The following is a 12,122-nucleotide window of genomic DNA, read 5'->3' as shown; positions in this document are numbered from 1 at the left end:
TGTGACCTAGATCAGCGTCGACGCGTGGTCGGGCACGTCGCGCTGCACCTCGCGCGGCGGGCGCTCGTAGCCCGTCGACGGCTTCCGGTCCGGCAGCGTCAGCACCTGTCGCGCCACCGGCTCCCAGGGGATCGACCCGAGCAGGTGGTGGATCATGTTGATCCGCGCGTTGCGCTTCTGTTCGGCCTCGACGATCCACCACGGCGCGTGCTCGGTGTCGGTGTGGATCAGCATGTCGTCGCGCGCGCGGGAGTAGTCGTCCCAGCGGGTCATCGACTCGAGGTCCATCGGCGAGAGCTTCCACTGCTTGAGCGGGTTCTCCAGCCGCTCGGCGAACCGCCGCGCCTGCTCCTCGGCGCTGACCGAGAACCAGTACTTGCGCAGGTGGATGCCGTCCTCGACGAGCATGTTCTCGAACACCGGCGCCTGGCGCAGGAAGCGGCGGTACTCGGTCTCGGTGCAGAACCCCATCACCCGCTCGACGCCGGCGCGGTTGTACCAGGACCGGTCCATCAGCACGATCTCGCCGGCCGCGGGCAGTTGCTCGATGTAGCGCTGGAAGTACCACTGCCCCTTCTGGCGCTCGGTCGGCGCGGGCAGTGCGACGATCCGGGTGAACCGCGGGTTGAGGTACTGGGTGACCCGCTGGATCGCCCCGCCCTTGCCCGCGGCGTCGCGTCCCTCGAAGACCACGACCACCCGTGCGCCCGACGCCCGGACCCACTCCTGCATCTGCAGCAGCTCGCCCTGCAGGCGGAGCAGCTCGGCGTCGTAGACCTTGCGCGGCAGCTTCGGGGTGCTCACCGGCACAGCCAACCAGAAGGCGGGGTGACGTGGCGGACAGCGCGGTGGGCTGGCGCGTCGCTCATTTACTCGTCTAGCGTGTTTATTCGCGACGACGACGCCGCCTCCCTGTCCCGCCACGTCCCGGAGGAGGCACCCGATGCGTGCCGTCACCACCCGTCCCGCCTTCGCGCTCGCCGCACTCGCCGTCGGCGCCTTCGCCATCGGCACCGGCGAGTTCGTGATCATGGGCCTGCTGCCCGACGTCGCCGGCGGGCTCGCCGTCGACATCCCCGGCGCGGGCCGGCTGATCTCGGCGTACGCGGTCGGCGTCGTCGTGGGGGCCCCGCTGCTGGTCGCGGCGGCGAACCGGTTCCCGCGCAAGCGCGTCCTCATCGGCCTCATGGCCGGCTACGCCGCGTTCAACGTGCTGTCCGCCGTCGTGCCCGGCTACCTGCCGGTACTCGCCGCCCGGTTCCTCGCCGGGCTGCCGCACGGCGCCTTCTTCGGGATCGGCGCCGTCGTCGCGGGCGGGCTCGTGAGCGCCGACCGCCGGGCCCGCGCGATGGCGATGATGTTCGCCGGGCTGACCCTGGCCAACGTCGCGGGCGTCCCGGTCGGGACCCTGCTCGGCCAGCAGCTCGGGTGGCGGCCGGTGTTCGGCGTCGTCGGGGTGATCGCCGCGGTCGCCGCGCTGGCCGTCGCCACCTGCGTCCCCGACGTCCGCGACGCCACCCCGGTGCGCCTGCGCGCCGAGCTGCGCGCCCTCACCCACCGTCCGGTGTGGACGGCGCTGCTGATCGCGACGGTCGGCGGGGCCGCGCTGTTCAGCACCTACAGCTACATCACCCCGATGCTGGTCGAGGTCGCCGGGTTCACCCCGACCGAGGTCACGCTGCTGCTCGCGTTGTTCGGCGTCGGCATGACCGTCGGGAACCTGGTCGGCGCCCGCCTGGCCGACATCGCGACCATGCCGACGATCTACGGCGCACTCGTCGCCGACGCCGTCGTCGCGCTGCTGTTCGTGCCGGCCCTGCAGAACCAGGCGACCGCGGTCGTCGCCCTGTTCACCTTCGCCGTGACGACGTTCGCGCTGGTCCCGGCGGTGCAGCTGCGGATCATCAGCGGCGCCGGTGACGCGCCGAACCTGGCCTCGGCGGCCAACCAGGCCGCGTTCAACGTCGCCAACGCGATCGGGGCCGCCCTGGGCGGCACGGTGATCGCGGCCGGCTACGGCTACGCCTCGCCGAACGTCGTCGCGGCCGGGCTGGCCGTGGTCGGGCTGGTCGTCGCGGTGCCGGCCGGGCGTGGGGACCGGACGGCGGCGTCCCGGGCGCGCGCGGCCGCCGCGGCGGTGTGACGGGGTTCAGTACCCGGCGCGACGCAGCGCCTCCCCGAACACCTCGGTGATGGCGGCGTAGCCGCGGTCGTTGGGGTGGAACCGGTCGGAGGCGAGCTTGCCGCGCCAGTGCCGCGTCCGCGGGTCCCGCAGCTCGGCCAGTACCAGCCCGCGGCGCCGCACGGCGTCGTCGATCAGGCCGTTGACCTGCACCGCCGCGGCGAAGGTGCCCGGCTGGTTGCCGACGACCGTGCCGCGCGGGAGCCGGTCGAGCAGGGCCGCGTACCGGCTCCCGACGCCCTCCTGGTGCTTGGGCTGCATCAGGTCGTTCGACCCGATCAGGCACAGCAGCAGGTCCGGGTGCAGCCGCAGCGCCGCCGGGAGCTGCGCGTCGAGGACGTCGTCGACGCGGGCGCCGTACTGGGACAGGTTGACCGTGCGCCAGCCCGGCAGCAGCGGGATCAGCTGCCCGAACCAGCCGCGCTCCGGGGCCGACGCGCCGACGCCCTGGGCCATCGAGTCGCCCAGCGCGACGCACACCGGCCCGGTCCGGGCGAGCTCGGTGCGGTTGCGCTGCTCCCAGTACGCGGCGTAGGGCTCGATCTGCTGCTGCACCCGGCGGATCGCGGGCACGAACCGGGACACCGCGGTGATCACCCGGCCCGGCGGGCGCCCGGTCCGGTTGGAGAAGCCGAGATCGCCCGCGTCGGTCACGTCTCCAGTGAAGCAGAGATCGTCACCGCACCGTCGTCTCCCCGTGCGCGATCCGCGAGGTCAGCGGGGTGTCGGGGAACGACCGCAGGCTCCGCTTGAGCTCGGCGAACCCGGGCCAGGTGGCGAGGGTGTACGTCGCCTCCCACAGCCGCAGCGCGTCCTCGCCGAACGGCACGGAGTCGATCACCGGCCCGAACAGGGCCGGCCCGTCCGGCGGGGAGAACGACAGGATCGGGGTGCCGACGTCGTCGCCGCACCGCCGCCGGGCCTCCGCCACGTTCGCGGCGAGGCCCTCGTCGAGGTCGGTGCCCGTCGCGGCGTCGGCCAGGGCGGGGTCCAGGCCGAGGCCCTCCAGCACCGGACGCAGGTCCCGCTGCTGCGCCATGACGCGCATGACCGGGTCGAAGCCCTCGCCGTCGGGTGCGGGGGAGTCCCACACCAGCTCGCCGAACCGGGTGTAGAGGTCCCCGACGACCTCGGGACCCGCCACCGCCTCGGCCGCGGCGATCACCCGCAGCATCTCCAGGCCGCGGAGGTGGGAGTCCGGGTAGGACTCCGAGACCTTCCGCCGCTCCTCGTAGGAGATGCCCTCGTTCAGCATCGCCAGCGGCAACGGGCGCCAGTGCACCGCCAGCTCGCGAAGGCGGCCCACCTCCACCACCCAGCGGGACGTGACCCAGCAGAACGGGCAGATCGGGTCGAAGAAGAACTCGAGTTCGTCGCTCATCCCACCCGGGTACCCGGTCGGGGTGCCGGCAGTGCCGCGCAGGCGCGACGGGGCCCGACCCGCGACGGGCCGCTCCGGACCCGACGACCCGGCGAGCGTCGGCGCTCCCACGGAGATCGACCTACGGTGGGTCCATGACGACCGTGGCACTGCTGGGAACCGGGATCATGGGCGCCGGGATGGGGCACAACATCCTCGCGGCCGGGCTGGACCTGCGGGTCTGGAACCGGACCGCGGCGAAGGCGCAGCCGCTCGCGGACGCGGGCGCGGCCCTGCACACCGATCCGGCCGACGCCGTGCGCGGCGCCGACGTGGTCGTGACGATGCTGGGGGACGCCGACGACGTCACCGCCGTCCTGGAGCAGGCCGCCGGCGGTCTCGCGCCGGGCCAGGTGTGGCTGCAGACGACCACCGTCGGCGTCGAGCCGTTCGACGGGCTCCGCGCGATCGCCGGGCGCCACGGCCTGACCCTGCTCGACGCGCCGGTGCTCGGCACCCGCGCGCCCGCCGAGTCCGGGCAGCTCGTCGTGTTCGTCGCCGGCGACCCCGCGGCGCGTCCGGTCGTCGACCCGGTGCTCGACGCCGTCGGGAGGCAGACCGTCTGGGTCGCCGAGGACAACACGACCGCCCAGGCGAGCCGGCTCAAGCTCGTCGCCAACAGCTGGGTGCTGGCGATCACCGCGGCGACGGGGGAGTCGGTCGCGCTGGCCCAGGGACTCGGCGTGGACCCGCAGGCCTTCCTCGACGCCGTCGCCGGCGGTCCGCTGGACCTGCCCTACCTGCAGAACAAGGCGAAGGCGATCCTCGACGACGACTTCACGCCCAGCTTCACCGTCGACAACGCGGCCAAGGACGCGGGCCTGATCGTCGCCGCGGCGGAGGCCTCGGGCACCCGGCTCGACGTCGCGTCCGCGGTGCGGGAGCGGCTGCGGCGGGCGTCGGAGCGCGGGCACGGCGGCGACGACATGGCCGCCGCCTACAAGGCGTCCTGATCACCGGGCCCTGATCACCATTCGCTGATCAGGGCCTGCTCAGGTTCCTCTCAGAGCCGTCGGCGAGACTGGCGCCCATGCGCATTCTGGTGGTCGACGACGACAAGGCGGTCCGTGACTCGCTGCGTCGTTCGCTGGCCTTCAACGGCTACCAGGTCGACCTCGCCGAGGACGGCCAGGTCGCGCTGGACAAGATGCTCACCGACCGGCCCGACGCGCTCGTCCTGGACGTGATGATGCCGCGCGTCGACGGGCTGGAGGTGTGCCGGCGGCTGCGCAGCGCCGGTGACGCGCTCCCGATCCTCGTGCTCACCGCCCGCGACGCGGTGTCGGACCGGGTCGCCGGGCTCGACGCCGGCGCCGACGACTACCTGCCCAAGCCGTTCGCGCTGGAGGAGCTGCTCGCCCGGCTGCGCGCGCTGCTGCGCCGCCGCACCCCCGACACCGACGACGACGCGGGCACCAGCCCCGCGCTCACCTTCGGCGACCTGTCGCTGGACCCCGACACCCGCGAGGTGTCCCGGGGCGGACGGCCGATCAGCCTCACCCGCACCGAATTCTCCCTGCTGGAGCTGCTGCTCGCGCACCCGCGCCGGGTCCTGACCCGCGCCCAGATCCTCGAGCAGGTGTGGGGCTATGACTTCCCGACCAGCGGCAACGCCCTGGAGGTCTACGTCGGCTACCTGCGCCGCAAGACCGAGGCCGAGGGCGAGCCCCGGCTGATCCACACCGTGCGCGGTGTCGGCTACGTCCTGCGGGACACCCCGCCGTGACCCAGCTGCTCCCGCCCGACGAGGAGCGGGCCGAGCGCTGGTGGCGCCGCGGGCCCGCGGCCGAGCCGGACCGTGAGCGGTTCACGCTGCGCGCCCGGATCGGGGTGCTCGCCGCACTCGTCGCCGCCGCGATGGTGCTGCTCGTGTCCGCCGCCGCGTTCCTCGTCGTGCGCCAGAACCTCACCAGCTCGCTGGACGAGACGCTGCGCCAGCGCGCCTACGCCGCGGCGCAGAGCGACCTGATCGACCCGCGGCTGCTCGCCGCGCTCCCGCCCGACGTGCTCGGCGCGGCCGACCTGCACATCGCGCTCGTCTACTCCTCGGGCGTGGCGACCTCGGCGGACGAGTCGTCGCGGCCGCCGCTGGGGGAGCCGGAGATCGAGGTCGCCCAGGGCGGGCCGACCCAGCCGGGCCGCACCGCCGAGCTCGACGGCGTGCCGTACCGGATCGTCGCGGTCCGGGCAGGGGACGGCCGCGCGCTGGTGCTGGCCCAGCGGCTCGACACGATGACCCGGGTGGTGACCCGGATGGGCACCGCGCTGCCGATCGTCGGGCTGGGTGGCGTCGTGCTGGCCGCGCTCGCCGGGGTCGCCGTCGCCCGGACCGGGCTGCGGCCGGTGCTGCGGCTGACCGCGGCGACCGAACGCGTGGCCAAGACCGGTGACCTGCGCCCGATCCCCATCTCGGGGTCCGACGAGCTCGCCCGGCTCACCCAGTCGTTCAACACGATGCTCGGCGCGCTGGCCGCGTCGCGGGAACAGCAGCGCCGGCTCGTCGCCGACGCCGGGCACGAGCTGCGCACCCCGCTGACCTCGCTGCGCACCAACCTGGAGCTGCTCGCCTCCGCCGACCGGCCGGACACCCCCGACCTGCCCGCTCAGGACCGCACCGAGCTGCTCGACGACGTCCGCGCCCAGGTCGAGGAGCTGTCCCACCTCGTCGGGGACCTCGTCGAGCTCGCCCGCGACGACGCCCCGACCATGACCAGCGAGGCACTGGAGCTCACCGAGATCGTCGACCGCGCCCTGGACCGGGTGAAGCGACGCGCGGGGGAGGTCGAGTTCGACGTCCACCGCACCCCGTGGATCCTCGACGGCGACGCCAGCGCCCTCGAACGGGCCGTGCTCAACCTGCTCGACAACGCCGTGAAGTGGAGCCCGCCCGGCGGCACGGTGCGGCTGTCGATGGTGCCGATCTCGCCGGAGTGGCTGGTCATCGAGGTGGCGGACGCGGGTGAGGGGATCGCCGCGGAAGACCTGCCGCACGTGTTCGACCGCTTCTACCGGGCCGACACCTCGCGGACCATGCCCGGCTCCGGGCTGGGGCTGTCGATCGTCGCGCAGGCGGCGGCACGGCACGGGGGAGAGGTGCGGGCCGGGCGCGCCCCGGAGGGCGGTGCGCTGCTCTCGATGGCCCTGCCGGGCCGGTACGTGGCGGAGCCGGAAAGCCCATAGCCTGGTGTGACACGACGTGACACAGCGGTGACACGACGGACGGAGACGACGGACGGTGGACGCATGACCCAGGACAACCCGCCCGACGAGCCGACCCGCACCGGAGCGGGGACGTCCGGTGGGGCCTCCGGGGACGCGGCCGGCCGCGAGGGCGGGCCCGCCGCCACCGCGGGACCGGCAGGGTCCTCCGGCGACGCCGCCCCGGAGGAGGACGGGCCACGGTCGTCCTCGTCGGGGTCCTCCACCGACGGGTCCGCGTCGGACGGGGTCACCGACGCTCCGGCCACCGGCTCGCCGGGCGCCGGGGACGGCGCCGAGGCCGGCCCGGCCGGGGACACCGCCGCGACCGGCGCGGGCGGGGAGTCCGCGACGACGCCCGCGACCGCCGACGACGACGCGTCCACCCGGTCCGGCACGACCGCCGCGACGACCGCGGCCGGAGCGTCGGCCGCCACCCCGGCGGACGAGGACGCCACCCCGCACCACGACCACGGCCCCGACACCGAGGCCGTCTCCACCCAGGATCCGCCCACCGACCGCTGGGCCGTGCCCGCCAACCCGTGGGCCCGCCCCGGCTCCACGGCCGCAGACGCGCCCGTCACGGGCTCCGACGGTGCCACGCCCGACGCGGCCGCCTCGGACACCTCGACCGACACGACGCCGGTGCCGGCGGACGGGACCCGGGAGCTCCCGGCGCACCCGGACGCGACCGGCGCGGCCGCCCCCGGCGAGCCCGCCCCGCCCCCGTGGGCGGTCGGTGCGCCGCCCGCACCGCGGCGCCCGCCCGGCCGCGGCCGCCGGGGTGTCGTCCTGCTCGCGGCCGGGCTGCTCGTCGCGCTGGTCGCGGGTGCCCTCGGCGGCCTGATCGGCGCGCGCCTCGCAGGCGGGTCGGGAGGCACGGCGCCGTCCGGCTCGGTCGAGGCCGTCGCCGAGAAGGTACTGCCCGCCGTCGTGCAGATCCGCGTCGACGGCGGCGCGGGCAACGTCGGTGACCGCGGCGAGGGCTCCGGCATGATCGTCGGCAACGACGGTCTGATCCTCACCAACAACCACGTCGTCGCCCCGGCCGCCCAGGGCGGCACGCTGCGCGTGGTCCTGCAGGACGGCCGGACCGCCATCGGGACGATCGTCGGGCAGGACCCGCAGTCCGACATCGCGCTCGTGCGCACGGACCTGCCGGGCCTGAGCGCGGTCGAGCTCGGCGACTCCGACCGCGTCCGGGTCGGTCAGCAGGTCACCGCGTTCGGGTCGCCGCTCGGGCTCGGCGGGTCGGTCACCACCGGGATCGTCTCGGCCGTCGACCGGGCCGTCGGCATCCCCGCCGAGTCGGGCGCGCCCGGGGCGAGCGACACCGTGCTGAACGCGATCCAGACCGACGCCGCGATCAACCCCGGCAACTCCGGGGGCCCGCTGGTGGACTCCGACGGCCGGGTCGTCGGCATCAACTCCGCCATCGCGACGGCCGGGCCGGGCGGCGGCTCGATCGGCGTCGGCTTCTCCATCCCGATCAACCAGGCCCGCCGGATCGCCGACCAGCTGCGCGGCGGCGGCAAGGCCACGCACGCCGTGCTCGGCGTGACCGTCGGCAACGACCCCCAGCTGCGCGGCGCGGTGATCCAGGAGGTCACCCCGGACGGCGCGGCCGCGAAGGCCGGACTGCGCCTGCAGGAGATCGTCGCCCGGCTCGGCGACCAGCGGATCACCACCGGCACCGATCTGCAGGCCGCGGTGCGGTCGCAGCCGCCGGGCAGCGTCGTCCAGCTGGAGGTCGTCGACGCCGGCGGGGCGACCCGGACCGCCGAGGTGACACTGGGCGAGCAGTGAGGGCCTGCCCGGGTGCAGTCCGTCCGACCGGACGGGGCCGGGTGGGTGGCGCGCACCGCACGTCGTTGACGGGTGAACAACCGGCGTGATGGGGTGTCCCCGTATTCGGTGGTGCCCCACCGAATACGCCCGGAGCGTCGTGTCGGTGCCGGTCCCCCCTCCCCGCACCGGCACGGCCTCCCCCGGGCCGCGTCCCGGCCGACGCTAGGGTGACCGCCATGGAGATGTCGGGTCCGCAGATCGGCCGTGCCCTCGTGGTGATCGTCGACGACCGGGTCAGTGCGGGTGAGCGGTCCGACGGCACCGGGCCGCTGGTCACCGAGCTGCTGGAGGAGGCCCACTTCCTCGTCGACGGCGTGGTCTCGGCCCCCGGCGACGTGGTGGCCATCCGCAGCGCGCTGAACACCGCCGTGATCGGCGGCGTCGACCTGGTGGTGACCGTCGGCGGCACGGGCGTGTCGCCCCGTGACGTCACCCCGGACGCCACCACCGGTGTCCTCGACCGGCCGGTGCCGGGGATCGCCGAGGCCATCCGCGCCTCCGGCCTCGCCGCCGGTGCGGTCGACGCCGGGGTGTCCCGTGGGGTCGTCGGCGTCTCGGGCAGCACGCTGGTGGTCAACCTGGCGGCGTCCCGCGCCGCCGTCCGCGACGGCATGGCGACGCTGACCCCGCTCGTCCCGCACGTCATCTCGGAGCTGTCCGGCCTCGACGACTGACCGGCCCCGCCGGCTCGGTCGCACGACCGGTCACGCGACGGGAACGGGCCCCGGCGGAAGCCGGGGCCCGTTCGTCGTGATCGGGGTCAGTTCGCCGGGGGCACCGGCGGGACGCCGCCGTCGTCCTTGCGCTCCGGCGGCACCGGCGGGACGGCCGGCGGCTGCTGCGACGCGGCCGGGTTGCCCTGCGGCGCCAATGCGTCGCCCCCGGGCGGGGCGGGCGGCACCGGCGGGACGGCGTCGCCGTGCGTGCCGGCGCCCGGAGCGGCCGGGCCGGTGTGCCCGAGTGCACCCTCGACCTTGCCCTTCACCCCGCCGATCTGCTCGGAGTACTTGCCGCCGGTGGCCTGGTCGACCTTCTCGGCGGCCTTCTCGACGAGCGGGCCCGCCTTCTCCTTGGCCTTGTCCAGGTGCGGGCCGGCCTGCTCCATCGCCTTGTCCAGGTGCGGCTTCGCCTTCTCGATCGCGTTCTCGGCCGCCTCGCGTGCCTTGTCCAGGAACCCCATGAGTGGTCCACCTCTCCTGTCGTCGCCCGGTCGCCCGGGCGGATGCGTACGGCTGACCCCATGGTGTCACCCGGACGCGTCGTCGTGGGGCGGCGCGAGTACGGCACGGCACGGTGACGCGGGATCGGTGTCCACCCGCGCCGCCCGCGCACGGCACCATGGGGCCATGAGCGAGCCCGCGGACCGGATGCGCCGACGGATCGAGGAGATCTTCGGCGACGACCCCTCGACCACCGCCGACGAGCGGGCCGACTACGGCGCCGCCGACGAGCGCGACACCGCGGACCCCGACCGCTGGTTCACCGAGAACCGTCCCCCGCACCACGGCGGCTGACCGGCCGGAGCGCGTTCGGAGACCGAGGGCGGCCCGCACCGCGGGGACGGCGCGGGGCTCAGCGCAGGGTGACCGTGACCTCGCCGGCCAGCGTCGCGGCGGCCACCGCGGTCGCCTCCGCCTCGGGCAGCGCGACCAGCACCAGCGGTCCCGGGTCCGCCCGCGCCCCGGCGGCCCCGGGGGCGGGTGGCAGCACCGCCACCACCCCGGCCCGCGCGGCCAGCACACGGGCGCCGTCCGGGTCGCCCGCCACGACGTCCACCCGGGAACCGGGGGACAGCAGCGCGGCCACCGCCGGATCGGCCGGGCGCAGCGGCACCGCCGAGGCCCCTGGCCCACCGGTGACGACGGCGAGCGCGGACCCGACCAGCCGCAGCTCGCCGATCGGCTCGCCCGCGGTCACCGGTCCGGCGAGCAGCCGTCCGGCCACGGCGTCGGGCGCGGTCAGGGCGCCGGCGGGGACGAGAGCGGGCGGCCAGGAGGCCACGACGACGTCGGCCGGGCCCAGTGCCGTGCCGGGGGCGAGGTCACGGGCCGCGACCAGTACCGGGACCCGCTCGTCACCTGCGGCGGGGAGCAGTGCCACGACCACGGCCGCGACCGCGAGGGCGGCGGCCAGCACCCGGCGGGCCAGCAACGCCCGTGACCAGGAGGGCCGCCGCAGCAGCCGGTCCCACGGGCGGTCCGCCCGCTGTGTCTGCTCCGCCATGGCCGCCCCTCCGCCGTCGTCGTTCCGACGCTAGGGCGGGACTCGGCCGGTGGCGGGCCGATCCACCGGCCTGTGGACAACCCGGCCGGTTGTGGACGGATCAGGAAGCGGCGGCCTTCGAGGACGACGCGCCGGCCGAGCTCGACGAGGAGCTCGACGACGAGGAGGCCGAGGAGGACGAGGAGCTCGACGAGGACGAGGAGTCCGAGGACGACGAGCTCGACGATGAGCTGTCGGACTTCGCCGACTCGGACGAGGCCCCGGACCCGCTGCTCACCGAGCCCGAGCGGGAGTCGGTGCGGTAGAAGCCGCTGCCCTTGAACACGATGCCCACCGAGGAGAAGACCTTGCGCAGCTTCCCGCCGCAGTTCGGGCAGGTGCTGAGGGCGTCGTCGGAGAACGACTGCACCGCCTCGAAGCGGTGGTCACACGCGGTGCATGCGTACTGGTAGGTCGGCACAACATCCTCCGGACGAACTGGGGCGGTGCCCGCCCGCGGGCTGGCACTCGGCGAGAACGAGTGCCAGCATACTCCGAGGCAACGGTCGCTCCGACCCGTCCACACGGTCAGGGCGAGAGATGCACCACCCCGTCCCGAGCCAGGACTGCGGCCCCCACCGCGACGTCGTGGTCCTCGGCCGGGACGTCGTCGAGCAGCTCGCCGTCGTGCAGCGGGACGACCAGCAGGGCGCCGGGCGCGGCGAGCGCGAGCGTCCGGTCGTAGAAGCCGCCGCCGCGGCCCAGGCGCCGCCCGCGCCGGTCGACGGCCAGTGCGGGCACCACCACCAGGCCGGCCGACGCGAGCGCGGCGGGCCCGAGCCGGGGACCGGTCGGCTCGACGACCCCGAGCGGCCCGGGGGCCAGATCGTCCGGGCCGCGGTAGACGGTCCAGTCCAGCGGGCCCGGCGCGTCCGGGACCACCGGGGCGAGGACATCGTGACCGGCGGCGACCAGCGCGTCGGGCAGCGACGGCACGCCCGGTCCCGCACCGCCGGGTTCGGTGCCGATCGGCAGGTAGCAGGCCACCGGGCCGGGTGTCGCGGCGGCGAGCGCGCACAGGTGCGCGGACAGCGCGGCGGTCGTCGCCAGCCGGTCGGCGACCGGGCGCCCGCGACGCGCCGCCAGCAGCGTGCGCCGCAGTGACCGCTTGGCGTCAGCGGCTCGCCCACCCTGATCAGGCGACGATCCACCCCTGTCCTCCGCGCGAGCCGTCACGGCTCCAGGCTAGAGCTGTGGCTAGGCTCGCCGACC

Annotated in this window: 14 protein-coding genes and 1 pseudogene; 8 read left to right on the top strand and 7 right to left on the bottom strand. The window is 75.4% G+C overall.

Annotation, left to right across the window (positions count from 1 at the left end):
- Nucleotides 1-6: 6 nt before the first annotated feature.
- Nucleotides 7-804 carry a polyphosphate kinase 2 gene (ppk2, locus tag DMP15_RS26560; RefSeq protein ID WP_073577784.1) on the bottom strand — a complete coding sequence of 266 codons (798 nt, stop codon included), beginning with the start codon at nucleotides 802-804 and terminating at the stop codon, nucleotides 7-9.
- Between the two features lie 139 nt (nucleotides 805-943).
- On the opposite strand from ppk2, the gene DMP15_RS26555 reads away from it, so the two are divergent.
- Entirely contained in the window at nucleotides 944-2,143 is a 1,200-nt protein-coding gene (locus DMP15_RS26555) for an MFS transporter (RefSeq protein ID WP_073577588.1), read from the top strand.
- A gap of 6 nt (nucleotides 2,144-2,149) precedes the next feature.
- On the opposite strand, the gene DMP15_RS26550 is transcribed toward DMP15_RS26555, so the two are convergent.
- Together DMP15_RS26550 and DMP15_RS26545 are read right to left on the bottom strand one after the other, a co-directional pair.
- The gene (locus DMP15_RS26550; RefSeq protein ID WP_073577589.1) at nucleotides 2,150-2,836 is read right to left on the bottom strand and encodes an SGNH/GDSL hydrolase family protein; all 687 of its coding nucleotides are present in this window, start codon (nucleotides 2,834-2,836) and stop codon (nucleotides 2,150-2,152) included.
- 22 nt (nucleotides 2,837-2,858) lie between these two features.
- Entirely contained in the window at nucleotides 2,859-3,563 is a 705-nt protein-coding gene (locus DMP15_RS26545; RefSeq protein WP_073577785.1) for a mycothiol-dependent nitroreductase Rv2466c family protein, read from the bottom strand.
- A gap of 143 nt (nucleotides 3,564-3,706) precedes the next feature.
- On the opposite strand from DMP15_RS26545, the gene DMP15_RS26540 reads away from it, so the two are divergent.
- The 5 genes from DMP15_RS26540 (at nucleotide 3,707) to DMP15_RS26520 (ending at nucleotide 9,322) form a co-directional block, all read left to right on the top strand.
- A complete protein-coding gene (locus DMP15_RS26540; protein WP_443217702.1) occupies nucleotides 3,707-4,555 on the top strand; it encodes an NAD(P)-dependent oxidoreductase in 849 nt (282 codons plus the stop codon).
- A 77-nt stretch (nucleotides 4,556-4,632) separates the two neighbouring features.
- The gene (locus DMP15_RS26535; RefSeq protein ID WP_337826615.1) at nucleotides 4,633-5,328 is read left to right on the top strand and encodes a response regulator transcription factor; all 696 of its coding nucleotides are present in this window, start codon (nucleotides 4,633-4,635) and stop codon (nucleotides 5,326-5,328) included.
- A 5-nt stretch (nucleotides 5,329-5,333) separates the two neighbouring features.
- Nucleotides 5,334-6,782 (top strand): sensor histidine kinase, encoded by a 1,449-nt coding sequence (locus tag DMP15_RS26530; protein WP_237453421.1) that lies wholly within the window; start codon nucleotides 5,334-5,336, stop codon nucleotides 6,780-6,782.
- A gap of 63 nt (nucleotides 6,783-6,845) precedes the next feature.
- Entirely contained in the window at nucleotides 6,846-8,606 is a 1,761-nt protein-coding gene (locus DMP15_RS26525; RefSeq protein ID WP_337826614.1) for a trypsin-like peptidase domain-containing protein, read from the top strand.
- 224 nt (nucleotides 8,607-8,830) lie between these two features.
- Nucleotides 8,831-9,322: a MogA/MoaB family molybdenum cofactor biosynthesis protein gene (locus tag DMP15_RS26520; protein ID WP_373324192.1), complete on the top strand. Its 492-nt coding sequence runs from the start codon at nucleotides 8,831-8,833 to the stop codon at nucleotides 9,320-9,322.
- 86 nt (nucleotides 9,323-9,408) lie between these two features.
- Here DMP15_RS26520 and DMP15_RS26515 read toward each other — a convergent pair whose 3' ends face one another.
- Nucleotides 9,409-9,828, bottom strand: a complete 420-nt coding sequence (locus DMP15_RS26515; protein ID WP_073577592.1) for an antitoxin — start codon at nucleotides 9,826-9,828, stop codon at nucleotides 9,409-9,411.
- Nucleotides 9,829-9,994: 166 nt separating this feature from the next.
- On the opposite strand from DMP15_RS26515, the gene DMP15_RS26510 reads away from it, so the two are divergent.
- Nucleotides 9,995-10,162: a hypothetical protein gene (locus DMP15_RS26510; protein WP_167379102.1), complete on the top strand. Its 168-nt coding sequence runs from the start codon at nucleotides 9,995-9,997 to the stop codon at nucleotides 10,160-10,162.
- A gap of 58 nt (nucleotides 10,163-10,220) precedes the next feature.
- Here the strand turns inward: DMP15_RS26510 and DMP15_RS26505 are convergent, their stop codons facing one another.
- The gene (locus DMP15_RS26505) at nucleotides 10,221-10,871 is read right to left on the bottom strand and encodes an SAF domain-containing protein (RefSeq protein WP_073577593.1); all 651 of its coding nucleotides are present in this window, start codon (nucleotides 10,869-10,871) and stop codon (nucleotides 10,221-10,223) included.
- Between the two features lie 89 nt (nucleotides 10,872-10,960).
- Between DMP15_RS26505 and DMP15_RS30405 the strand changes: the two genes are divergently transcribed.
- Entirely contained in the window at nucleotides 10,961-11,176 is a 216-nt protein-coding gene (locus DMP15_RS30405; RefSeq protein ID WP_443217707.1) for a hypothetical protein, read from the top strand.
- Between the two features lie 14 nt (nucleotides 11,177-11,190).
- Here DMP15_RS30405 and DMP15_RS30400 read toward each other — a convergent pair.
- Nucleotides 11,191-11,331, bottom strand: a pseudogene (locus DMP15_RS30400) (FmdB family zinc ribbon protein); the annotation flags it as partial.
- A 107-nt stretch (nucleotides 11,332-11,438) separates the two neighbouring features.
- Complete coding sequence (locus tag DMP15_RS26495) at nucleotides 11,439-12,086, bottom strand: 5-formyltetrahydrofolate cyclo-ligase (protein ID WP_337826613.1); 648 nt, start codon at nucleotides 12,084-12,086, stop codon at nucleotides 11,439-11,441.
- Nucleotides 12,087-12,122 lie beyond the last annotated feature (36 nt).

This window comes from Pseudonocardia sp. UM4_GMWB1 (assembly GCF_017312155.1).
GTDB classification, from domain to species: domain Bacteria; phylum Actinomycetota; class Actinomycetes; order Mycobacteriales; family Pseudonocardiaceae; genus Pseudonocardia; species Pseudonocardia alni.
Note: the sequence above shows the minus strand (reverse complement) of the source record. Positions and strands in the feature narration are given on the sequence as shown.